The 24881-nt window shown below is 62.6% G+C and carries 10 protein-coding genes; 3 read left to right on the top strand and 7 right to left on the bottom strand.

What is annotated here, in order from left to right:
* Window positions 1-41: 41 nt before the first annotated feature.
* The 5 genes from AC3A4Z_RS08595 to AC3A4Z_RS08575 all read right to left on the bottom strand — a co-directional run bounded on the left by AC3A4Z_RS08595 (window position 42) and on the right by AC3A4Z_RS08575 (window position 19378).
* Window positions 42-2261 (bottom strand): 3'-5' exonuclease, encoded by a 2220-nt coding sequence (locus AC3A4Z_RS08595; RefSeq protein ID WP_498711208.1) that lies wholly within the window; start codon window positions 2259-2261, stop codon window positions 42-44.
* Window positions 2261-8620 (bottom strand): DEAD/DEAH box helicase, encoded by a 6360-nt coding sequence (locus tag AC3A4Z_RS08590; protein WP_498711207.1) that lies wholly within the window; start codon window positions 8618-8620, stop codon window positions 2261-2263. The genes AC3A4Z_RS08595 and AC3A4Z_RS08590 overlap by 1 nt, the downstream gene beginning before the upstream one ends.
* Window positions 8620-13206: an Eco57I restriction-modification methylase domain-containing protein gene (locus AC3A4Z_RS08585; protein ID WP_498711206.1), complete on the bottom strand. Its 4587-nt coding sequence runs from the start codon at window positions 13204-13206 to the stop codon at window positions 8620-8622. Before AC3A4Z_RS08585 ends, AC3A4Z_RS08590 begins: the two co-directional genes overlap by 1 nt.
* Before the next feature lies 1 nt (window position 13207).
* On the bottom strand, window positions 13208-16129 hold the full coding sequence (locus AC3A4Z_RS08580; protein ID WP_498711205.1) for a helicase-related protein: 2922 nt from the start codon (window positions 16127-16129) through the stop codon (window positions 13208-13210).
* Window positions 16130-16258: 129 nt separating this feature from the next.
* Window positions 16259-19378 carry a DEAD/DEAH box helicase gene (locus AC3A4Z_RS08575; RefSeq protein ID WP_498711427.1) on the bottom strand — a complete coding sequence of 1040 codons (3120 nt, stop codon included), beginning with the start codon at window positions 19376-19378 and terminating at the stop codon, window positions 16259-16261.
* 460 nt (window positions 19379-19838) lie between these two features.
* Between AC3A4Z_RS08575 and AC3A4Z_RS08570 the strand changes: the two genes are divergently transcribed.
* The 3 genes from AC3A4Z_RS08570 (at window position 19839) to AC3A4Z_RS08560 (ending at window position 22678) form a co-directional block, all read left to right on the top strand.
* Entirely contained in the window at window positions 19839-20387 is a 549-nt protein-coding gene (locus AC3A4Z_RS08570; protein ID WP_498711204.1) for a hypothetical protein, read from the top strand.
* Window position 20388: 1 nt separating this feature from the next.
* Window positions 20389-21975 carry a GmrSD restriction endonuclease domain-containing protein gene (locus AC3A4Z_RS08565; protein WP_498711203.1) on the top strand — a complete coding sequence of 529 codons (1587 nt, stop codon included), beginning with the start codon at window positions 20389-20391 and terminating at the stop codon, window positions 21973-21975.
* A 247-nt stretch (window positions 21976-22222) separates the two neighbouring features.
* Window positions 22223-22678, top strand: coding sequence for a GIY-YIG nuclease family protein (locus AC3A4Z_RS08560; RefSeq protein ID WP_498711202.1), 456 nt, complete (start codon window positions 22223-22225; stop codon window positions 22676-22678).
* Between the two features lie 20 nt (window positions 22679-22698).
* Here the strand turns inward: AC3A4Z_RS08560 and AC3A4Z_RS08555 are convergent, their stop codons facing one another.
* Both AC3A4Z_RS08555 and AC3A4Z_RS08550 read right to left on the bottom strand, forming a co-directional pair.
* Window positions 22699-23478, bottom strand: coding sequence for a carbon-nitrogen hydrolase family protein (locus AC3A4Z_RS08555; protein ID WP_498711200.1), 780 nt, complete (start codon window positions 23476-23478; stop codon window positions 22699-22701).
* 46 nt (window positions 23479-23524) lie between these two features.
* Entirely contained in the window at window positions 23525-24874 is a 1350-nt protein-coding gene (locus tag AC3A4Z_RS08550) for an APC family permease (protein WP_498711199.1), read from the bottom strand.
* Window positions 24875-24881: the final 7 nt, after the last annotated feature.

Here is a 24881-nt window from a genome sequence, read left to right as displayed (position 1 = left end):
AACGCCCCAAGTCTGCCCGCCCCGGTTCAGTAGCGTCCCGGCTAGGAACTAACTCCGAGCAGTTCCGACGGTTTCCCGTTCCACGAGACCACCAGTTCATCCCGCGCCCGTGTCGCCGCCACGTACAACAATGAACGCTCCTGCAACAGGGCATCGGATTTCTCGGCGTCGCCGAGATCCTTGAGCGCCCATTGCAGAGGCATGTTCGCCTCGCCCACTCCGAAGAGGATGATTTTGGAAAACTCCATGCCCTTCGCCCGGTGCATGGTCATCACGACCGGTTCGCCAGAATGGGCCTCTTTGTCACCGGAAACTTTCTGGGCAGAGACTCCGCGCTCAAGCAGTCCGCTGACGACGAAGTCCACCTGCTTGCCTGAGCGCACGAGTACGCCGATAGTCTCCGGCGCGAATTCTGGATCGGCTGTCCACGCCTTGACCCAATCAGCGGCGTTATCGAGCTCCTTGGAGAGCGACTCCTTACCCTCGAGCTGGGGGTGCGGCCCGCTTCTAGCGGACCGGTAGTCTGAGGATTCCTCCGCGGTGTCCTCAATGTCAGTGAACGGAATCCCGGAGAGGAGGCCGACGGCGAAAGCAAGGTTCTGGGCCGTCGTCCGGTAGTTGAGCGTCAGACGCCGTGAGCGCCCCACGATCTGGATGCCGAACCTGCTGAGGGGAACTTTCTGCCCATAGATCCGCTGGTGGGAGTCCTCCGCAATGAACAAGTCGTTCGCCCCAGGCGCCACCAGTGCACGCAGCAGGAGCCAGTGGCCAGCGTGAAAATCTTGAGCCTCATCAACAATCACGTGGTCGAAGGGGCGAACCCCTCCCCCAGCGGCCCGCTGCTCAAGGACACCAGCAGCCAGTGCTGCGAGTTCGGGATAACTTACGGCTCCCTTGCTCCGGCAGATCCGCCGATAAGCCTCAATGACCTTCCAAACCTCGATCCGTTTCATCCGGTTCAAGGCCGTGCCGCGACCTCCTCGCGGAACGGTCAGGTACCCGTCCCTGTCAGTCACCGAATTCGCAAGGACGATAGACAGGTACTCCTGCCCCAGGAATGTGGGGTTCGCCAGAGCGGGCTCGAGCTTGTGCTCCACTTGCTCAAGGGCCTCACCCCATTCCTTGTCACTCGAGCGGCTCGTCGCCGCGGCATCGGGAGTCCCAAGCACCGCACTAAAGGCGCCGGCTTGTTCCTCAGGCGATGCCTTTGACCAGACCTGGGCAGCGACGGAGTCGATGCCGGCTACAGTCACCGGGGCTTCACCGAGCTTGTCGCTCTGTTTCAGCGCCGGATCCAGACGCCCCACGTTTTGAGCAAGACTATCGGCCAGCGTCTTCGTGAATGTGGTCAGCAGGATGCGCGAGCCCGGGTCCTGGTCCGCCAAGTGCTTTGCACGGTGGATCGCCACCACAGTTTTGCCCGTACCCGCCCCGCCGGCAAGCCGGAAGGCCCCGTTGCGGTCCTTGACCGCGTACTGGGCTTGGGCCGGGTGCAGGAATACCAGCCAGTCCTGAAAACTCTCGTTGTTGATGACGTACTCGAGGTCTTCGAACCCCTCGGCATACGTGAATTCAAGCTTCGAGGCAGGGTGCTTGAGCGCCTCGGCAAGCTTCTCATCATCAGACTTCGTAGGGTCATCGACGTAGTCGCCAATCCCCAGGCCTTCTTTGACTTCCTGGAGGGACTTCCCTGCTTCAAGGTCAATAAGGGCAAGACCCTGCCATTCCGGGACTGCGTCGTCCGTGACCACCAGTTCGAACGCTTCCACAGAAGCTGCGCCAATCGCAGCTGCACCTGTCCATTCGGGGATGCCCAGCTCCTCGAAAAGGTACGACGGCGTGTACCCGGCTTTTTGGAGGCCGTTCTCATATGCGGGACCCGTCGCTGCAGGGGGAACAACGGCGGCCGGCTGAGGGGGCGCTGAGCCCTCGGCAGGTGCGCTGATGAGTTCCGCAATACCACTAACAGGGTTGACAGTCAGAATGCTCGTCTGCGCCTTCTTGATCGCCTCATCGTGGTTAAAGGTGCCCGCATAGACGTAATGCGGTTCAGTCCCGGCATTCAGCTTAAAAAGCACCGCCCGGAACTGCTGGTCAACGCGGCCTGTCCGCGCCCGGGAGTCCTTGCAGGTCTTCATCGGCTCGATGTGGAGGCCAGGCGAAGTGTCGTCTTCCTGAAGCTTGTAGAGGAAGTCCAGGACCTTGCCCTTGAGCGATCCGTCGACCTTGTTGGCCCCCTTCATCAGGGTTACCGATGCCATCAGTCGTTCTCCTTCAACTTAAATGCCTTCAAAACTTGTGCAGCATCGCCGGCCACAAGGGTCCAGCCTTCATACTCGCCCGCCGGATCGAAGACGACAGCCAGTTTGTGCTCCGGCCATGCAATGTCCAGCGGTGTCCCATCGTCAAGCTCGTAACCGAGCTCCGGCAGCGGCAACTCGTCGACTTCGGCGAGCACTTCCAACAGTTTGTGCTCTGCAGGCGTCGCCATGTCGATGAGGTCCTGCCATTCCGGCCGGAGGTGCTTACCCAGTGCTCCAGGTTCCACAATGACCGGGACCGAGGGCATAGCCAGAGTAACCGCGCCGATAGCCGGGGCTGTCCGCCTGAATCCGAGCAGGTTGCTCAGGCGCAGCCATTCGCGCCACACCTTTTTGTATCCCGGCTGCGCTACTGCTTCGTCCCGTCCATCAAGGACGAGCACGACGTCGGCGCTCACCATGAGCGGCGAGGTTAGGTTTGCGGCACACCGGAGTGGACCTTCCGCATACATCCATGCGCGCCCCTCCCCCAGCTCAGGCGCCGCGTCCGGGTCATCAAGGGTGGCCTGCACGAAGGCCGGAAGGTCCACAATGGATTTCTTGAACGGGCTGCACTTGCCCAGCATGAGCAGAGGGATGGCATCGGACAGGTCCGCCCAGGCGTCCCTGTTTGGCTCCCGGATCCACTGCCACAGCTGGCTCATGGCGTCGGACTTGACGGCGGCAAGCAGCGCGGGCTGAAGCGGCGTCGTCCCGTTTTGCACCATGCTCGCAGCCTTGTCGGTGAACCACGGGGGCACCGACTGCCCGTCGCCGGAAAAGGTATCGATATCCTCCCACGTGACTGCCCAGGGGACCACACCAGCAGCCCGAAGAGCCTCCCGCTTGGCCGCATCGTCGGCGACGCGGTTGTGCTCAGGCGACGCGTGGAATACGTAGCCGTCGGTGTAGATCGCAACCTTCGGGATGTTCGGGTCCGCCGTCGAGAGGACGAAGTCAGGTCGCGTACCGTGAATGTCGACCTGGGGTTCCAGCCACCAGATGTGTTTGGCGCCCGGTAGGCGGAACTCGACCTTGTCCGCGCGAAGACCGGGGGTGACCTTAACGTTGGCGCCGACAGCGGACAGCCTGTCCACGAGTGCCTTACGGAACTTGACCTCGAGGTGTGATTCCAGGGCTGGCGCAGGCGGCGGAACCTTCGTGACCGTCCAGTCCTCGAAGGTGGGATCATCGTCGGGAACTACGTCTTGCCCGGCCAGGATGCTGCGCAGGAGACGCTCAGCGGTCACGCGGGCCACCTTGTCCACGTTCCAGGGGGACGCGAAGGGAAGGAGGCAGCGATGGCAGGCGAGGCGCTCCTCGTCGCGGCAATCGCAGTTCCGCACCACGTCCCATGCGGCCCGCAGGAGGTTCCAGACCTTCTCCGGTTTGGCGAATTCGGCGAGGTAGCCAGTGCCGCCGGGAACTTTGTCGTGCAGGAGCAGAGTGACGGCGGTGCCCCCGTCGGCAGGCTCGTTGATTGGCACTGCGGCGATGTGGTCCGGGGAGCCACCGATCACTTCACGGAGGCCGAGGAGTAACGCAGCGGTCAGACTGGGGAGGGCAAAGTCATCCCCCAGGACGCGACCGGCCGGGAGGCGGAGGGCAACCCCCTGCGTGGCGAGGACACGTGCGAGCGCCACCTCTGCCACGTGCTCGTCGCCGGATTTCCGGTACTTACACCAGAAGCGGTGCTCATCAGGGTTGTTCGCACGCCCGGCGGAGTCCAGTTTGCCGCAGTACGAACAGACCCGGAATAGCGGTGCCTTGGACTCGTTGCCAGCGATAATCCGGGGCGCGGCGTTGGCAGAGGCACGTCCCAGGTTGAGCCACCTGAGCTGTACCCGGTTCGCGTATTTGGCGCCGAACTCGAAGTCCTCGAGGAACCATTCGTCGGTGAGGTGCTCGGGATCGATGTCCGCTGCGAGGAGCGTATTGAAGCGTTCTTTGACGCGCTGGTCACTGCGGTCGCCGATGGCTACCTCGTCGCGGCGCACCTCCGCTGAGACGTTCTTCATGACCACAACGTCGAATCGCTGGCTTACGTCGGCGATACCGCCGAGATGGCACCGGCCACACGACTTGACCGGACCTGCGGCGTCCACGTCGGTGTGTATCCACCCGCACTCCGGGCATGCCTGCCAGCGCTGGGTGTGGCTCTGCTGTGGGCCGAGGTCCACGGCGTCGATCTTTACCTCGAGGCCACGCGAGTAGAACGTGGCACCCGGGGCAAGCTCGTTGATTGCGATAGCAGCGCCGCGCTGCAGCGAGATCGTCTCGGTGACGTAGTCCTGGGTTTCGACTTCCTGCCAGGTCACGCCGATATCCAGGTTAACCGAGTCGTCGAGGAGCGTGTAGTTTGGCAGCAGACCGTACTTTTCGAGTACGGAGATCCAATATTCGTCGCGCAGGCTGAAGAGCTGTCCCCGCAGCATGCGCTGTGTGGCCTCGGCGGATTTAGGGGCACGCCTGTCCTCGTCCGTGGCCGCGTTGGACTCCGCCATGGCCTTGAGCTCGGGCATCGCCTTCTCGATGTCGTCGATGCGGGCCTTGAGTTCGGCGCAGTCGTCGGCCCACAGCCTGGCGGCCCGGACAACGTGCTCGGCGAGCTCGCTCGAACCGTCAGCACCGGGGGCAGCCCATTCCCGGAGCCTAGCGGCGCTGGCGGGAGCGAGCAGATCCCCGAATTGCCCGAGGAACTCCTCGATATATTCCTCTGCGTTGGAGTGAGCTGTCTCGATGAGGTCGCCCAGGAAGGTTCCCGGTCCGTCGCCGGCGAGTGCGCCGGCGGCCTTGCGCGGGTGGGGTCGGCCGGCGTCGCGCGCGAACCTGTCGACGAGGTGGGCGAGGTACTGCCTCTGCAGGATCTCCTCGGCGTCGAGAAAGGTGGCAGGCGGGCGGACTTGCCCGTTGATCACAGACAGCGGGTCGTGAAGCTTGGGCAGGTGCTCTCCACGTCCACGTGCGTAGGCGAGGACGAGTGAGTTTCCAGTGAGGCGGCCGGCGCGCCCCACCCGCTGTAAGTACGACGAGACGGAGGTGGGGAGGGAGGCGAGCATGACGCAGGAAAGGTCACCGATGTCGATGCCCATCTCCAGAGTGGGTGTCGCGACCAGTACGTTAGGTGCCTGCGGCGTCTGGACTGAGGCTTTGAACTCATTCTCAGCGCGCACCCGCTCCTCATCAGGCAGCAGTGACGTGTGCTCCTTGGCGACGACGCGCTTCGGCTCCCGCGCTCCGTACAGCTTGAGATAGAAGTTCTCCTCCTCAGGCTGGCGCGCGAGCCGGCCGGGACACCGAACATATAGACAGTGCGCACCGTCGAGCTGGTCCACCACAGTCGCGGAACCCGGTGTAACTGCGCGGCACACGGAGCACGCGAGGAAGTGGCGGCCCGCGCCGAGGCCCTCGCCTGTGGGTGCCTGAAGGAGGATCCGGTCGGTGGGAAGTGCAAAGACCGTGGCACCGTCCTTGGCCTGCACGGTCTCGAGCACGCCTTGGCAAGCGAGCTGACTGAAGAGGGCCTTGGCCACAAAGGTGGCGTCCGTCTTCGGGATGTTGAGGCACAGCGCGGTCCAGCGCGTGTACCAGCTTTGGGCTTGGGCTATCGGGTCCATGTAGCCGGAGTCGCCGCCGCCGAGCCGCGGGAAGGCTGGCTTGGACCGCCCGGCAGGGAAGGCGGGCATACCCTCGCTGCGGCGCCGGCCGCCCCACACCTTCCAGCGCTGGGCCTTCTCCCCCGCCTCGACCATGTAGTCGTTAAGCCACTGGTGGCGGATGCCGCCTTGGGTGCGGACGCGTTCGACGACGCCGCGCACCCACGCGAGCAGCGCACCGTCGTCGGTGAGCTGGTCTTCGAGACCAAGGATGCCGGGCACCGCCTCGAGCGCAGTACGGGCGGCCGCGAGCATCGCGGGGGGTGTCCCGGCGTCGGTCTCGGCGACAATGCTGCCGGTGAGCTCGAGGGTGCGGCCGAGGCGGGACTGGAGGCCGAACTCGAGGGAGGCGTCGAAAAGGACGCGCTTCTCCGCGTTGCGTGTCGCGTTGCGCTTCTCCTGGGCGCTGGCCTCGGGATCCCAGAAGGCGCGGAACTGCGGCCTATCGGCGAAGTCGGGGGCGATGAGCTGGTACTTGCGGACGGGGGTGACGGCGTCCGCGATCGCCACGTCGACCAGCTGCTTGAGTGTGGCAACTCCCCCGTCCGCTGCGGCGACCTCGAGCGCCCGGCGGAAGGCGGAGCGCAGGGTCAGGATGTGTGAGCGAGCCTGGACGAAGCCGGCGCGGTGGGCGGCGTCCTGGACGCTGTCTGTGAAGACGAGGGCCTTCTTCTCGCCCGAGTCGAGGCCGTCGGCACCGAAGAGGTTGGAGATGCTCACAGACAACATGGTGGCGATGGCGCTGCCCAGGAATCGGATGCCGTCCGCAGTCTGGCAGGCTGGGCAGACCTCGCGCTTGGAGTCGTCGTCGGCGTCCAGGCCGCGGAGCATGAGTACGGGGACGATGCGGCCCTCGTGCGCCTCGGCGGTGTCCTCGGCCGGCGGCTCGTGAAGGACGGCGCGGTTGACCGTGTCGAGCCAGACGAGGCTGTCCGCGATCTCGCCCTTCTCGGCTCGGAGGGCGTCCTCGTTGGGGGCGTGAATGAGGGCGCGGAAGCGGGGGTTCCCGGTGGCCTGCTCGCGGCGGATCTTCGAATCGTCGTTCTCGAGGTCCGTTCCGGTGGGACCGAGGACGGCGCCCCAGCCGGAGCGGCCGCAGTGCCGGCAATAGACAGCCGGCAGGTAGAGGCTCCTGTCGGTGTGGGGGCCGTCGTCCCCCCAGCGGTAGCGGTGTTCACCGTCCACGGACTTGTCGAGGCGGGACAGCTCACGGACCCAGAGGTGTGTCTCAACGGAGATGGCATCGCGGTTCGGTTCCGGGACCGCGCGGACGTGACTGAGCAGAGCCAGGAAATGGGCCATGAACTCTGTGTGCCGCTCGGCAAGCGTCGCGCGGCGGCGCGGCCCCCCTGAGGCGTTGAACCCGCCGAGGACGCGATCGGCCAGGTCGGTGAGGACGACGGCGTTGCCCGCCTCGTTGAGCACTGCGCGGGTGAGCGGATGCCGGCGGACGGCGTCGAGTAGATCCGCTGGCTGTCCGCCAAAGAGGAGCTGGGAAACGTGTTCAACGATGACGGCGTTGGGGTCATCGGCTCCCGCGCCGAGAACCGCCTCGATGGCCTTGCCGGTGTCCTCAATGCCGTCGGCGACGCGGACAATCTCATCCACAGGGTCTAAGTCCCAGTCCCTACACCACGCATCGATGCTGAGTCGGGATTCGGTGACGACTGATTCGTCAGGGAAGGTCTCGCCGAAGACGGTCTTGGAGAAGCGGAGCATGGGCTCGGCCTCGCCCTTCGCGCCTAGGGTCGCCGAGGTGGCGACGGGTGTGATGCGGCCGAGCGGGCGCGCCCTGTCCTCCTCGCTTGGTCCGTGGGGGATGGTGCTGAGATCCTCCGGCCAGTGGCTCTTCAGGGTGAGTCCTAGGCGGCGCAGGAGCATGGCGACGTCGGTGCCTTGGGCGCCGTCGTAGGTGTGGAATTCGTCGAGGACCACGTACTGCAGGGAAGTGGAGGACTGTTCCCAGATCGACGAGTCCTCGCTGCGGAGCAGGAGCATGTCCAGCATCTTGTAGTTGGTAAGGAGGATGTCCGGTGCTTCGCTGCGTAAGATCTCACGGGTGTTAATCAGCCCGGCGGCGGAAACCTTCGTGTGCTTCTGGCCGTCCTTCTGTCCCGTGTAGATGCCGGCGGTGATGCCGCCGAGTTCGGGGTTGTCGGTGAGCAGGCTGGCGAGGCGCTGCGCCTGGTCGTTGGCGAGGGCGTTCATCGGGTAGAGGATGAGCGCCTTCATCCCGGTGACGCCGGCGGCCTTGGCCCGGAGGACGTGGTCGATGATCGGGTAGAGGAAGGACTCGGTCTTGCCTGACCCCGTGCCGGTGGTGACCAGGGTTGGTTCCGGCCGCCGAAAAACGCTGTCCAAGGTAGTTGAGCCTGCCGAAACCTCTGGCTTTGACGTCAGTCTCTGAAAAGCCAGCGCCTGATGGCCGTACGGTGCGAATCCCTTGTGCCAGTCGAGGCTATCCCGCCACCCAACGGCAGCAGGCTCGAACGGAAGCCTGAGCCGCACGAACGGACCCTTGAATATCCCGTCCTGCCGATCCTGAAGGAACCCTTGCAGGCCGTTGCGCGCATCCCGATCGGTGAGGGCGAACGTTGTGGACAGGTAGTCGATCAGCCCAGCCTGGAGGCCCTCGACTTGATGTGTGGGCAGGAGGACTGCCATCAGCTCTTCTCCGCCAAGAGCTTCTCGAAGTGGGCGTAGGCCTTACGCATGTCCTCTTCACGGTCGTACGAGACGAACGGGAACTCGAAGATGTACTTGACTTGGCTCTGTGGATGCGTCCAAGTCCTCTCCTCGAGTGTCAGGTCCTCGCCGCGTTGGCGGTACAGCTTGTTCATCTCGCCGGGGACCTTACGGCCGTTTGAGTCGTACAGGTCCGAACGCTCGTATCCCGCGAGGACGGGGAACTGAGTGCGGTAAATGATTTCGAGCTCGTTACTATCCATCCCGACGGCGAGGGCAGTCAGTGCATCGATCTCAACGAGGCACTCCCTCCTGTCGAGGTCCTTTCGCGCTGGCCAGGCGGCCACCCAATCGATACCTAATACCGAACGAACGAGATCCTCATAGGACGCCGTCAGTGCGATGAGACGCAACGTCCTGTCAACAATCTCTCGACGAATTATTCCTGGCTCGACTGAAGGGAGGTTCTGGATGTTCTCGAAGTTGATCTTTGACGCCCCACTGACCTTGACCAAGTAATCCGCAACGACGGACGACATCACGCCGACAAGAAAGACGAGCTTCTCCTCGCCATCGTCATTGATGATGGCGGCTTGGTACACGTTATCCACCCCTGCTGTCCCCGGCGGCACGATACTCGAATGCAGGGTCCGGGATCCGGTTATCGCTGCCATGCGACGCCAAACCGCACGGTACAGCGAACGTTGCGGAACCTGGCCGTCTTGCCCCACCCAAGACCCATAGTCCGAGTTGTAGCGAGTCCGGTCGCCGTCTGGCTGATAACTCGTGCGGGGGATGAAGTCTACCGGGAGGGCTTCGAGGTCGATCTCAGTCCAGTCGAGGTTGTTCTTCATCGTCGGGTTGGGCTGCTTTGCGAATGGGTTAGCCACAGTGAAGTGGGGGCCCTGCAAGATCACGTCGTCCCAAGACTCGGGTACCGCAGATCCGACCTCGAAGTAGCCCTTTTTGCGGTCCGTCGTCTCGTTCCAGCCGCTTGAATACTGCAATCCCAAATCACGAACTCGAGGAGCCTTGCTCAGCTTCTCGAGCACGGACGCGCTGGCACGGTTTACTGGATAGACCATTCGAGCTTGCATTGGCGGTGTTCCAGGCTCGTCGAGAATGTCGGCCCAGACAGCGAGCACCGTTTCATCGACGTCGACAATGCGCTCCGGGTGGGGCCGCAGATCCCAGTTGCCCTCGTCGTCCTTGAGCCCCGGCACCGGCCCGTTGCCGTCGTGTGCCAACGACCGTGCAACTGTATCCGGGTGGTAGAGCGACGACGCCATCTGGAACTGCGGTCGCATTAGACGCTGGCCATAGACGTGAACGCCATATGAGACCAGGTGATGGATCTCGAAGAGGGAAAGCTCATTAATGAATTGCCAATGCCGCCGCAGCCGTCTGTAAGTCTCTGCACGGAGCCCTGCGGCCTTCTTTTCCGTGAAATGAGATTCGGGGTGGATCAATGCAACAGCACCGTGCTTACTCATGGATGCCCACGTTCTCTCCATGAATGAGCGGTAGAGATCCGGCCGTAGCCCGGAAACGACGGGGTACGTTGCAATGTCGGTCAGATGCTCACGTAGCGAAATGATGGATGCTGCCTGAGACACCATGAACTCGCACTGATCGGAGTCCGCCAGAGCGAGCAACGTCTTAGCAGTCACTTCCGACTGAGTCGGTTTCTCTGCCAGCTGCCACCAGGGATCGAACTCAGCGAATGTAGCCTTCTCGTCCCAATCGGGCCTGACCCACGGCGGATTTCCCACCTGCAGATCAAAACCCCCACGCCCGAAGACGGAGGCGAAGTCGAGCTCCCAGTGGAAGAACCCTTGGTCCCGAGCGACGCGGTCGCAGACAGACAACCACTGATGCTCCGCGAGCAGACTCTTTACGTCACCCGCCAATGCGAGCTGGAGGTCGGCGTGCTCGGCGTCGTTCAGCTCATCCCAGTTTGCACCCGCGCTCAAGGCCCGCTGGCCCGCCATTCGGGACTCCTTGCCGGTCCTTCCGAGGAGTGCTTCCAGCACCTCGAGCCACTGGTCAACACTGGGCGGGACGGCTCCCTTGGTGGCTTGATGGGTCAGCGGCCAGAACCATAACGCGTTCCAGGCGTCCATTACGCGACGGAGTCGCTGGTAGGCGCCGTTTGGGTCGTTGATTGCCGCTTCGATTTCACCTCGGGTCACCGCTCGTGTGTTTTCGTCAGGCTGAGGCACCGGCGGTTTGCCGAAGTAGTCGATGTCCCGGCGGGCTTCCTGGTCTGCGATCTCAAAGCGGCGCAGCGTGAGCTTCCACAGAGTTTCGACCCGTCGCGACAGGTTGAGCATGCGGTCGACCTGCTGCTTCGTTGGCTTCACACGCACCGATTTGCGCCACGCACCGAGGACCTTCTGCGCGTCGCCAGCGAGGTCCTTGACCTCCTTAGCGTCCGAAGCTGCGCCCCACCCCTGGGCGGGGAGGAGGAAGTGGTGGACCCGCCCAACCACGGCAGCATCGTCGTCGTCCGCCTCCAACCCGGCGACCAGCCCTTTAAGGGGCGCATCCTGCGGCGTAGAGGTGAGCCACGACTTATCCCTGACCTGTGCAGCCGAATAGGTCGCGCGCCGGGACCCAACCAGCGAGTTGCCGCGGCGAAGCCGGAGGCCGAACCACGGCGCCTGCAAGCCCGCCACCATGGTGTCCAGCCACAGCGACACCTCGGCGAGCTCCACCGCCGTCGCGTTGAGGTCCACGCCGTGCACTTGGTGCAGGGCGATCTGTGCCTTCACCTTTTGCAGCTCGAGCGGGTACTCGTCCGCGGGGATGCGGACATCGAGCTCCTTCTGCTTGCGCTCGAGGTACTCTGCAGCGAGCTGGCGCACAGCTTCAATAGCGAACGCACCCGACCCTAGGGCGGGCTCGCAGACGGTGAGCTTGAGGATGTCGTCCGCGGGCGTCGTCCCACCGTCTTGGTCGAGCAGCTCTTCGAGCGCCTGGGAGACGACGAACTTCGTCAGTACCTCGGGTGTATAGTAGGAGGCCGACTGCTGGCGTTCGCGCCCCGCAAGCCGGAAGACGAAGGTGCCCTTCTGGTGAAGGATGGCCTTGGGCTGTCCAGTGATCTCGTCCTGCGTCATGACGAAATGCCTGGCATCAATCTCCGCGGAGCGAGTTACCGGAATAACCCATGAGCCCTTGGACGAGTCACCGTCCTTGGCGACTTCGTGAAGGTCCTCCTGCGCAATGGAGCCCGTGTACGACATGAGGCCTTCATACACCGCCCCAAGTTGGTTGACGCCGAGCTCGGCATAAGAAATGAAGCCACGATCCCTGCCGCGGGCCTCCTTGCTCAGCAGAAGGTGCTCGAGGACCTTCTGGAGTGGGGCGTTTCCGAGCTTAACCCCGTCGATGTCCGCCGTCCGGGACGGCGAAAAGAGGTCAGCCTCGAGGTTTTCGAAGGTGAGCGCGTCGTCCGCTTGCTTGGGCCGGTGGCCCGTGTTCACCAAGGTGAAGAGGAGGTTGAGGGAGTCGTACAGATGGGTCCCGCGCTTGGCCTTTTCCGAGGTGATCGGATTGAGGACGAGCTCACGGATGCGGTCCAGGCCGTAGCCCTGGTCGTACTGCTCGTCGCCGACGGGGATGACTCCCATCTCCGGAGACGCCTCCGCGTAGAGGAGAAACAAGATCCGGTACAAGAAGCGAAGGGACTGCTTGGCGAGCGACTGGCCATTGACGTCGTCGTTCGGGAGTCCGGCTGCCGTCCGGCGGGTGAGAACGTTGTTGGCGATGATTTCGATGGAGAGCCGGATACCCTCGCGGAGGTCCTTCGAGACGCCCACGGTGTGCTTGACTGAGGAATCGATGACGCCGTTCCACCAGATCTGCTCACTCGCATCCGGGTGGAGTGAGTCGCGCCCGAAGACGGCAAGGAAGCGGTCAAGTTCGCCTCCGCGCTTGGTGTCGTTGCGTTCGACGGCGAGCAGTGCGTCAGCGGCGAGGTACCGGCCCTCGGGCCACCGTTCCCGCTCGGTCAGGATGAGCCAGCGGCCGGCCATGAGAACGATGAATTGCGGCGGCTCATCAGTCTGGTAGAGCTCGGAGATGAGCTTGCTGGCCGAGTAGTTCGCTACCTTGTCGTCCACCAGAGGCTTCTGGAGGAGGTCGCCGCGGTCCTTGGCGAGGGCGTCTTCGAGGGAGTCGGCAGGCTGGGCTTCAACGAAGAGGACGTCGTTGTTCGGGGTGGACCAGACGTCGTGGGCGACGAGCTCAGCACCGCTGCGCTCGGCCTTGAAGATGGTGCCTGGGCCTTGGAAACCGAGCGACTGGCGAAGGTCCCGGTAGATGCGTGCGGCGTTGTCAGGTTCCTCGGCGAGGGTGCCGAGGTCGATTTGGAGCTGGCCGCGGGCCTTCCGGAAGCGGTCCAGCGGAGACTCATGTCCCTCTTTGGACGTATCGTCCCATTGCTTGCGGAGCTTGATGACCTCGGACTGGAAGGACTCGCCTGCTTTGGTGGTGTCCGTGGTGAAGAAGTGCTCGCTGACGAAGTCCTCGCCGACGACGAATGAATCGAACGAGGGCATCTCAGCGCTCTCCTTCCGCAGGAGTGTTGAGGGGCACAACGACGAGCAGCGGCCGCACGAGGCGGCGGTCTGGGGCAAGGGAGGAGACGATCTCCTGTTCCTGCTCAACGCGCGCTTTGTTCTCTTTGAGGCGCCGTGTACTCATGCCGGGGAGCTGTGGCTGTCCATGGATTTCGCTCCACGCGTCCGCTCGGTCGTGCCATTCACCGAGCCGATGGTCGGCGGCCTGGGCAGCGGCCTCGAACGTGATGTCGAGCGAGCCGGTGGTGTTTTGGACGGCGCGGGCGATGTACGGACGGTACGACGCGGCGTCAGCGACGGGCCCTGTGTTGATCGACTTGTCGGTGAGGCCGATCTCCCGAAGGTACTCGGCGAGGCTTCCGATCTGCTCGGGGATGCCCAGCTCGCCGCCCTGCGTCGCGAAGAACGCCTGGGAGATGACTTGTCCGCGGCGGTTCATCAGTGTGCCCATGAGGAGGACCCTCGGCTCCTCTACGTCGGCGCGGACCACGGGAACCTCGTTGCCGGCCATCGACGCGAGGGCGCGGTCGCTGGCCCATTCGAGGACGGGGTGTAGCGGGCCGAGGAAGTGGGCTTCGGGCCACGTCGTGGCTTTCTCCCCCTTCGCGGGAACGGACTTCTTGGCGGCGTCGAGCTCGTTCTGGCCCTTGTCCAGGGATGTGGCCAGCTTGAGCTTTTCGGTGACCTTGCGGTCGTTGAGATAGCCCTGCGGCAGGTGCGCCAGCCGTTGCTTAAGGTCGCGGGGCGGCTCGAGTTCTGCGATCTGGTGCTGGGCGTGCACTCTCCAGTTCACTCCTCCCCCGGCGCCGTTGCCGGGTGGCTCTTCGGGGTTAACGAAGGCCTCGTGGAGGGCGTCGTCGAGGTAGTCCAGCTCGCTCGAATAGAGTCCTACGCCGGCGTCCGTCGGCACCCGGGGCGAGCCGCCGCCGTCGTCCGCGGTGAGCTGCTCGAAGAAGCTGTCGAAATCGCCGAAGGCACCATCGTCAGTGTGCGCTGGGTCGAGGACATCCTCGACGGTGCGCACGACCTGATCCTCTGCCTGCTTCCCCGCGAGGACGGCAAGGATCGCTTTTTGTTCTGCCTCTACGCTGTGCAGACCCATAAGAGAAGCGACATCATTCAGGGCGCCGTGGGCCACGTGCTCGCGTTCCATAAGGCGGGTGATGACCTTGAGATCTCCGGCGAACTTCTCGTGGTCCGGGTGCAGGAGGAGCGTGGTGATCTGGGGGTTCTCCTTCTGGCCGTAACGGTCGATACGGCCGTTCCGCTGTTCGATGCGGATGAGCGACCACGGGATATCGAAGTGAATGAGGTGATGGCACTGGCTGTGAAGGTTCACCCCTTCGGAGGCGACATCGCCCGTGACAAGCACGCGGATGGGTGAGGCCTCCTGCTTGAAGCTTTCGACAATCTCCTGCTGATCAACGTCGCTGAGGCCGCCGTGCAGGATGCGGACATTCTCCGGCTTGAGTCCGAGGTCCTTTGGCAGGTGGCGCTCGAGCCACATGAGCGTGGGGACCCGCTCGGCAAAGACGACGGCGCGCATATTTGACTTGGGACCGACGCCGATTCCCTTCAGGTACTGGGCGAGCTCCTGGTACTTGGCCGAGGGCCTCTTGAGCGACTCCTCGGTGAGGGCCCTAAGGCGTTCAAGGGCTTCGTGCTCCCGGTGTTCCGCTGGCAGCTTCCGGTCTGCGACCTTGCGGAGGCGCTCCTTGACTGTTTCGAGAAGCGCCGCCGGGCTTGAAAGGAAGGCTTTGGCGAGTGTCCACGGGAACAGTGCGCTGTTCGCGCCGGAGTAGGGGCTGGAACCGATTTGGGGGTAGAGCCAGGTATCTGCGATTTCCTGGGCGACGGCATTCTCGGCAGGACCTGCCGCGATCAGGCGGTTGTCCGGTTCGAGGCGCTCCATCCAGTTGGCGCCCACCTCGGCGGCTACCTCGGGACTGTGACGGTGACGCCGGATGATGAGTCGCTGGATGTCGTTTCCGTCAAAGGTGCCGTCCGGGCGGACGGCTGTGGGGTCGAGGAGACGGATCAGTTCGGCGAAGGATTCCTGTTTGCCGTTGTGAGGGGTTGCGGACGCCAGGATCAGGGCCTCGGCGTTGGGGGCGAGGATCCTCGCGAGCTCATTGTTGAGCGTTCCCGCGTTGGTGAGGTTGTGGGACTCGTCGATGACGACGGCGTCCCAGTGGATCTTCTGCAGGTGCGCTTTGTATCGGGCGGACTTGAGGGTGTCGATCGAGATGATGGCGCGCTTGAAGTAGGTGAAGGGGTTGCGCGTTGCTGGGAGGGTCTGGCGGACCTTCTGGATGCCTGCCGAGTCCAAGCGGACGAACGGGAGGGCGAAGCGGCACCAGAGCTCGTGCTGCATCTGCTCGAGGACATGCCGGGGCGTGACCACCAAGACGCGTTCCGCCCGTCCGCGCCGGGCGAGCTCACTCAGGATCATGCCAATCTCCAGCGTCTTCCCGAGGCCGACCGCGTCTGCGATGAGGATCCTGGGGCGGACGTTCTGTGGGTCCAAAGCGCGGGCGACTGCGATGCGCTGGTACTCGAGTTTGTCCGCGAGCATGCGGGTGGAGACGGTGAGGCCCTCGTGGTCCTGCGGGACGGGAGTCTTACGTAACGTGGACTCCAGCCACAGGCGGGCGCGGCGGTAGTTTGGGCTCGCATCGGCAACTGGGATGGCTTCTGCCGGATCGACGACTTCGATTTGGTCCAGGCTCTTATAGAAGGCCGCTGTTGTGTCGCGGACAAGCTCACTGAGTCCACGGACTCTGATCAGGAGGCCGTCACCCGTTTGCTCCACGCCTGTAACGAGCCACTCCTCGTCTCGAACGTGAACGACGGAACCTGGTGCGACGTTGAACTCGACCTGCTCATTGACTGGAGCTGACACTGATCCTTGCTTTCTTCTGTCCCCAAAGCTGCCGGGTAGGGCGTAGGCAGCAGTGACCCAAGGGTCAAGACACATCTAACCATCTACTCGGGCAAAGGGAACAAAGCGGGCCATCCCTCACATTTTCAGTTATTGCGCAACCGCAGCAGCTGAGGCATACACATCGGCGGGCATCGGTCGATGGAGCTTCCAGGTGATCGCGATGGGCTTTTCCCCGGAGTGCTGTACGTGATCCACCTGCCCCAGGCATGTGTAGGGAACTGTCAGCCCAGTCTCGTCATCCGCCGTGTCCCTTGTGAAGATCAGAATTCGCGAACCGTGGGAGGCCGGGTCCAGATATCGGCGTCCTGTCGGGCTCGTCGGCGATGTCGCATTCTGCGACTCCCAGTGAAACAGTTCGGGGCTGATGGCGTAGTCCTTGTACATCGTGGTTGCCGAGTGCTTCTTGTCATCCTTGTTCAGCGTGACAAAGAAGGCATCTGTGGAAGTCGCCGGACACCACGCCACGCCCTCACGATGCTGGACGTTCTTGCCCTGTTCCAGTGACCCGTACTGCAACGCCGCCAACACCTCCTCCCGCCTGTAGGTGGCATGGGACAGCAGCGGGATGTGCTGCAACCCTGCGCCAAGGCTCTTCGCTGCATGTTTCGATGCCGCCACCCCCAGCTTCGCCACCTGGCGGATCTCGCGGCAAACAAACTGGTAGCCGCGCAGGTGGTCCAGGCCGTCGTCGTACGTTCTGAACCCGCCGCCGTCATCCCACAGCGTGTAAAAAAGCATGCGTGCAAAAGCCTGCTCGCGCATGCCAAGCTCCGCATAACGGGGGGCGTCGGGAGCGACCAGCATGGAATAGGCGGCCGCACGTTCCGGATCGTCCACGTGAATCAGCGCGGCCATGCGGCCCAGCAGATTCTTTTCCTCAGCGTCCGACAGCTCCTCGATCTTCCCGCGCAGCACGGTCTCCAGGGGTGAGAGCCCTTCGATCAGCCCCGCCTGCCGGAGGTAACCGGTCCACGAGTCCCTGGTGGACCGGTAGATCGTCTTCGGGTCATTCCCCGACCGCTCCAGATAGGCCTCCAGCTCGGTCTCGGCGTACGATGCGATGTCCCGGACCAGCTGCGCCCGGTTGAACCGGAGCTGCGCCTTAATGTTGTCGAGGACCACCTTCTGCGCGACCCGGTCGAGCATGATCTGCGAGCCGGACGGCAGGTACGGGAATTCATCCTCGACAGCCTTCTCCAGCTCCTTTCGGCCGTAGCCGGTCAGTGCCCTGTAACGCAGATCAAAGCGGAACTCACGGCGCTGCTGGCCGATGAAGTCCAAGACCGTCAGCACCGCTTTGCCCTCCGCACGGCGCAGCCCGCGTCCCAGCTGCTGGAGGAAGATCGTGGCACTCTGCGTGGGCCGGAGCAGCAGGATGGTGTCCACCTGCGGCAGGTCCAGGCCTTCATTGAAGAGGTCAACGGCGAAGATGCAGTTGATCTGCCGCTTGCCCAGGCTTCGCAGGGCTTCCGCGCGGTCGGCGTCGTCAGTGCTGCCGTCGACGGCGACGGAGGCGATGCCCGCGCGGTTGAAGACCTCGGCCATGTAGCGGGCGTGCTGCACGGAGACGCAGAAGCCGATGGCCCGCATTTGGTCCGTGCTGGTGACCTTGTCCCTGAGTTCGCGGATGACCTTGGCGGCGCGGGCGTCGTTCCCTGTGTAGAGGGCGTTCAGCTGGGTGGTGTCGTAGTTGCCGCGTTTCCATTCCAAGTGGCTCAGGTCGACGTCGTCCGAGACACCGAAGTAGTGGAACGGCACCAGCAGGTCCGCGTCCAATGCATCCCAGAGCCTCAGCTCGCTGGCGGTCCGGCCATCGAAGAACTGCTTGGCGACGTCGACGCCGTCACCGCGTTCAGGCGTAGCCGTGAGTCCGAGGAGCTGCTGGGGTTTCAGATGGTCCAGCAGGCGGCGGTACGTGGGCGCCATCGCGTGGTGGAATTCATCGATGACGACGACGTCGAAGGAGTCCGGATCCAGCTGCTCGATGCCGAGGGAGGACAGTGACTGGACGGACGCGAAGATGTGCTTCCACTTCTGCGGCTTGTGGTCCCCCACGTAGAGCTCACCGAAGGCGCCGTCCTGCATGACGTCGCGGTAGGTGCGCATTGCCTGCTTGAGGATCTCCTGACGATGGGCGACGAAGAGTAGTTTGAGGTCTCTGCCGGCAGTTTCGCTTAGCCGTTTGTAGTCCAGAGCGGCGATAACCGTTTTGCCGGTGCCCGTGGCAGCGACCAGGAGATTGTGGTTGAAGCCCTTGAGCCGCTCGGCTTCCAGGTCCTCCAACATCTCCTCCTGGTGAAGGAACGGCTGAACCTCAAGACCGGTAGTTGCATCCGGCGCCGCGGTGCGACGCCCGCCGTTCCGTTCCAACGCAGCGTCCAGCTTTTCGCCGTCGCGTTCCGGGTCGTAGCTTTGGAAGGCGCGCTGCTCCCAGTAGCTGTCGAAGGTGACCTCGAACTTCTGCAGGAGGGCGGGCGTCGCGACGGAACTGAGGCGGACGTTCCATTCCAGCCCGTCCAGGAGTGCAGCCTGACTCAGGTTGGAGCTTCCCACATAGGCGGTGTCGAAGCCCGTGTTGCGGCGGAACAGCCAGGCCTTGGCGTGCAGCCTTGTGGCCTGGGTTTCATAACTGATCTTGACTTCGGCCCCGTACCTGTTCACGAGCTCGTCAATGGCGCGGCGTTCGGTTGCACCCATGTATGTGGTGGTAATGACCCGGAGCTTGGCGCCGCGCTCCTTGAGTTGCTCTAGGGCAGACTCCAGGAGCCTGAGTCCGGTCCAGCGGACAAAGGCACAGAGAAGGTCCACTGTGTCGGCGGACTCCATCTCGGCCCGGAGTTCTGCCGCGAGGTTCGGGTCGTCCTTGCTGTTGGTTAGAAGTGCAGAGTCGCTCAGTCTTATCGTGGGCCTGCGGAGCTGCCGGCGCTTGAGTGCATCGGGGCGATGGAGTGACTGAAGTTGGGCCGGGCCGTCCACGATTCGGTCCGTAGTGCTCAGTTCTCGAAGAAGCCGGTTAGCTAGGCCGACCCTGAGGGCTGGCTTAGCTGCTGCCAAGGCTTGCCGGACGGCATCGCAAACGTGCCGGGTCAGGATGTCTGGGACATCTTCATCTTCAACCTGCACGAAGGTGGGCTCATGGTCCAAATCGCTATTTAGACGATGCGCGAGCGAATCTGTACTGAGCAATTCATACAAGCCGGGAGGCAACTGTCCCTGTTCGCCGTCAAAGTTGATCACTTCGCTAGGCTACGGGCTCCTGCACTCTTGCCAAAGAAGACCGAAAGGAAATCCCCGATCGTAATTGTTGGATTACTACCGCTTGCGGCTAGTGTCGCACTAGGGCGTCATCGGTGTAGAACCAATAACGTCTCGTGGAGGAACAAGTGCCCGGTTCAAAGACACAAGGGTAAGGGGAACGATGAAGGCTACTTCGGGACGAGTACTGCTCATAGTGCTCGCATGTATCGTAGTTGGCCTGATCTTGATGTGGTGGTCGACGATACTGCCTGTTCCCTGGGGCGCCCTCGTATCCACATTTGGAGCTGTTGTAATAACGGTGGGCCTTGTGAATGGTGTTTCCGATCTTTTTCTCCGGCAAACAGTAGCCCGAGACTTGATGTCATACATGGCTTCCGATCGGCGACTAGTGGAATCTGGACTCGATGGAATGCAAGCGCTCAACAATGTGGACTGGGCAAGTTTTGTTCCGTTTGCGAGAACGATCCAGTGCTACACGAATGATCCTTCATCGTTTCGAACTCTGATCTGGCACCACATACTGGATCGCTCGACTGAGAGACCAAAGGAAGTAGAGCTTCATTTTCTAGATCCTTCGAGTTCCAACCTTGACACCGTCGCAAACCAACTGGGTCAAGAGCCGAAAACATACAGAAGCATCCTCGAAGAAGTCATTCAAGATGTCGAGGACGACTGGAAAAAATCAAAACGCCATAAGAAGAGCAGTCTCGTGATACGCACCACTCAGGCCCCAGCGCGCCACGCATATCTCAAGTGTGATCAACGCTACGCCTTGTTTATTGACCCCCTCGACGGACATCGCGGTCAAAATTATGTGCTTCTGTTGCGCTCCGACCGAGGTACCTATCCCAGCATTCAATGGCTAGATGACTCGATAAACAGGTTCCAGAGTAATTCAAAGGCTCCACGCTATTCCGACCGCGCCGAAGAAAACGACGATCACTTGATCGAGGAGTGAAGTGGGACTCGAAAAAACTCATGGTCGCAATTACGATTTGTCTCGTATTCTTTCTGGAATACATGAAGGCCGGATCGTTCTACCCGAATTTCAGCGCGACTTTCAGTGGGACAATGGGGCAGTCAAGCAGTTACTGGCCACATGCTTAACGGGATGGCCCATTGGCAGTCTGCTCTTGCTCCCTGGCAAGTCGCAGTTCTTTTTTTCTGTTCGCGAAATTGAAGGCGCGCCGCGAGCGTCGCCTCCTTACCAAATGGTAGTCCTGGACGGGCAACAACGGCTGACCTCTCTATACCAAGCGCTCTACGGGAGAGGTTCCTTCCGCTACGCCATACGTCTCGACGTTATATCCGACAGGGAAACCATCGAGGACCTAGAAGAAGCTATCGTCGCTGTCCCAAGCAAGCGTTGGGAGCGCTACTACGGCAATCCACGTCGGGAGTATGAACACAATCTTCTGCCCGTATCTGCACTGAGAAGTCCGTCCGCTTTCTACGCGTGGCGGGATGAAGCCCTAGAGCACGAGGTTCACACCGAGACGAAACGGCGCATTACCGACCTATACGTCGACTTTCTCTCTGGCTTGGACCGATATGAGATACCGGCCGTTGTAATTGATGATGAGGTGCATCCTGAGGCCGTTGCTAGGATCTTTGAACGAGTCAACAGGCTGGGTCAAGCGCTCGGGACTTTCGATCTCATGGTCGCTAAATCCTTCACACAACACTTCAACCTCCGGCACCGCTGGGAGACCGCTCAACGTGAGCACCCTGGACTGGCCGCCTTCCTTGAGGGTGACGGGCTTCCGGTTCTGAGCTTAATTGCGCTGCGGGCGCGTCATAGCGTTCGTCAGCATGACGTCTTGGAGCTGCCAGGCACCGTCGTTCGAGATTTGTGGGAGCCGAGCGTTGAAGCTATGTCACGTGCTGTCGTTTTTGCCCAACAACGCCTCGGAGTACTAGATCCGGACTGGATGCCTTTCCGTGTTCAGTTGTCCATCCTCGGGGGCCTGGCCCTGGAGGGAGAGTTAGGCAGTCACACGTCGTTTGTAGAGTCGTGGTTTTGGAAGTCTGTCTTCCAAGGAAGGTACGATGTTGCGTCCAATACGCGGGCTGTAGAGGATTTTCAGGCCCTCCTGGGTGGCCGTGACCCGCTGCCCGACCGGATTGAACTGGACAAGGAGCTAATGCTTTCTGTCAACAAGCGTCAATTCGGTTCTCTTCATCGGGGGCTACTTTGCCTTTTAGCAACCGCAGGACCCATCGACCCAGTTGAGGGCGTACCCACCGCCTTCTTCGACGCCAGTAACATCGCGGCTGTTAGCGTCCTTGGTAGGGATGTGTCACAAATTTCCTCAGCTCACCTTCTTACTCTTGGAATGCTGTTGGTAGGGCGTCAAACTGCCAAAGCGGGGATAACTGACCTTGGCGAGTTCCAACCAGCTACTTTGGCTTCGCATTTGATAGAGACGCCGGAACTTCTCAAGAATCCCGCTAAATTTCTAGAGCAAAGACTTGAGAGGGTTGCTCGGCAGCTGTCATCACGCGCGCAGGTCCCCGTCGAGCTGATAGCCGCCGAAACGAACTAACGGACTACGATAGGGGCCGCCTGTGGCCGCAGACGTCCAGCACACTTAACAAGTCAGCGGCTCGTGGGTGGCCCGGCTTATCTGATCCAGCTTTTTCTTGCCGTAGGTGCCGTAATCGGGGAAGGCGCCCACGCCGGTTCCGCCGTGCTCGCAGCGAGCGTTTTACCGCTTTGTATGTCATGAGTAGGCACTAGCCTGCTCGACCCCTCAAGCACAAATTCAGCACGACCGTTCCGGACTCACCTAGATGTCAAAGGAGACCAGTATGGCAGGGAAGAATGCCCCCGGGAATAAATGGGAAAATGCCTTATCAAGAATTAAACCACGCGAATTGCCCGTGCCATCTCGTGAGGTTCCTGTCGCGCCCGGGGTGTACATCTGGTTCAGGGAGGGGCAGCCTATTTATGTAGGCAAAGCATTAGGTGCCGATGGCCTGCGCGGTCGCCTCAAAGCCCATTTCGCCCAAGGCACCGATTTTAGTCGCAGCACTTTTAGGGCGAGTATCGCAGCTGCCCAGCTAGGCCTCCCTCGATTCGTCGTACGTCAGCGTCCAAGCGTGATAACACCGGACCAAACCGCGGTTGCGAACCAGTGGCTTGCTCAATGTGAAGTGGGATGGATTGTGTGCGCTAGCACTAGAGAAGCTGAAAATTTGGAGAACGCACTGCGCGCTGAGTGGTTGCCACCGCTAAACCTCGTATGAGTGTTGTCAGCTGATAAGAGTCACAGCCGCCGCTGCCGGAACATCGGGAACGACTCCCGCACCCGGTCCACCGTCTCCAGCGAAACCTCCACCGCCCGCACCCCAGGCTCCAGCCCAAGGTCCGCCTCCACCACCCCCATCGGATCCACCAGCACACTCCGCCCCACAGAGACCGGCGGCGCCTGGCACACCCCCGCCACGTACACGCTGTTCTCGATCGCCCGCGCCGCGTTCAGCGCCAGCCACTGCTCCGTCTTGTGCTCGCCCGGCACCCAGGACGAGCAGACCAGCAGGACCTCCGCGCCGGCGTCGGCCAGCGACCTCGCCAGCTCTGGGAACCGCAGGTCGTAACAGGTCATCAGCCCGAACCGCACTCCCCCGTGCCCGAACACCACCGGCACGGTGGACAGCCCCGGCTTGATGAACGTCGACTCCCCGAAGCCCTGCGCGTCGAAAAGATGGATCTTCCGGTAGAAAGCCAGCCGCCCGCCGTCGGGCGCGAAAGCCACCAAAGTGTTGTACGCCCTGCCCGGCTCGTCCGAGGTTTCCACCACGCCCGCCACCAGCGCGATGCGGTGGCGGCGGGCGGTGTCGGCAAGTTGCCGGCAGACGGGACCGTCCAGCGGCTCGGCCACTGCCGGGAACGTCGCGTCCACCTTCTTTTTCTCGTAGGTGGCGTACTCCGGGAAGGCGACCAGCGCGGCGCCGTCGTCCGCTGCCTCGGCGGCGAACCGGTCGATCGCGGCGAGGTTGGCCTGGATGTCGGCGCCCGACTCCAGCTGCCCCAGCGCAATCCTCACGACTGTTCCTTCCTCAACCAACAGGCCACACTACAAACTGACAGGGTCAGGCGGCGGCCTCGACCGTAGCCTTCTCTGTAGCCGTCATTTCCGGCGGCGAGGCCTTGAAGCCGCGGGTGATCAGTGCCAGGACCAGCACGCCGAGCACCAGCCAGGACAGTCCCAGCGTAATGGCGTTGCTGTCCAGCTGGGAGAGCAGGTAGGCGCAGACAATCGCGCCGATCACCGGGACCACCACGTAGGACACCGGGTTCAGCTGCTGCCCGGCCCGGCGCTGGCGCACATAGTGGAACACCACCGAGGCGTTCACCAGCGTGAAGGCGGTGAAGGCACCAAAGTTGATGAACGACGTCGACGTGGCCACGTCCAGGAAGATCGCGATCAGGCCCACGACGCCGGTGATGACCAGGTTCGCCACCGGGGTGTGGAACTTCTCGCTGAGCTTGCCAAAGTCCGCCTTGGGCAGGACGGAGTCGCGGCCCATCGCGTACAGCAGGCGGGAGGCGCTGGCCTGGGCGGCGAGACCGGAGGCGAACTGCGCCACCACCAGGCCGGCCAGGAACACGGCGCCGAACAGCTGCCCGCCGATCTGCAGGGCGATGGAGCTGGCCGCGGACGCAGAGTCCTCGAACACGCCGCCGGGGTGGACCAGCTGGGTCACGTAGGACACCGCCACGAAGATGCCGCCGCCGATCAGGGCCACCAGCATGATGGCCCGGGGCACGGTGCGGCGCGGGTTGATGGTCTCCTCGGTGAGGGTGGTGACGGCGTCGAACCCCAGGAACGAGTACGCGGCGATAGCGGCGCCGGCCGAGATGGTGGTGAAGCTGGCGGTGTCATTGAAGAATGGCTGCCCGCTGGCCAGTCCCCCGGCACCGTTGGCGGACACTACGTTGCCGACGGCCAGCGCCACGAAGAACACGAGGACCAGCAGCTGGAACGCCATCAGCACGTAGTTGGCCTTGTCCGCCACCTTGATGCCCAGGATGTTGAGCAGCGTGGTGATCACGATGAAGCCCACGATCCAGACGCCGATGGGGATGCCGGGGAACTGGGCGGTCAGGTAGGAGCCGCCGATGAGCCAGATGACCATGGGCAGGAAGAGGTAGTCGAGCAGGACGGCCCAGCCCACCAGGAACCCGACGCGGGGGTCGATGGAGCGGCGGACGTAGGTGTAGGCGGAGCCGGCCACGGGGTGGGCGACAGCCATCCGGCCGTAGCTGTGCGCGGTGAACAGCATGGCCACGAGCGCCACGAGGTACGCGGCGGGCGCGGCGCCGCCGGTGGTTTCGGCGATGATCCCGAAGATCCCCAGGACGATGATGGGGGTCAGGTACGCCAGCCCGAACAGGACCAGTGAGGGCAGCTTCAGCGTGCGGGTGAGGGTGGTTGTCACGGTGTTT

The sequence above is a fragment of the Arthrobacter sp. Soil_C_49 genome (assembly GCF_057656635.1).
Note: the sequence above shows the minus strand (reverse complement) of the source record. Positions and strands in the feature narration are given on the sequence as shown.

Coding starts and splice junctions, on each gene's coding strand:
- AC3A4Z_RS08560 (WP_498711202.1), top strand. CDS start 22,223: ATGTCAAAGGAGACCAGTATGGCAGGGAAGAATGCCCCCGGGAATAAA.
- AC3A4Z_RS08595 (WP_498711208.1), bottom strand. CDS start 2,261: ATGGCATCGGTAACCCTGATGAAGGGGGCCAACAAGGTCGACGGATCG.
- AC3A4Z_RS08585 (WP_498711206.1), bottom strand. CDS start 13,206: ATGCCCTCGTTCGATTCATTCGTCGTCGGCGAGGACTTCGTCAGCGAG.
- AC3A4Z_RS08590 (WP_498711207.1), bottom strand. CDS start 8,620: ATGGCAGTCCTCCTGCCCACACATCAAGTCGAGGGCCTCCAGGCTGGG.
- AC3A4Z_RS08570 (WP_498711204.1), top strand. CDS start 19,839: ATGCAAGCGCTCAACAATGTGGACTGGGCAAGTTTTGTTCCGTTTGCG.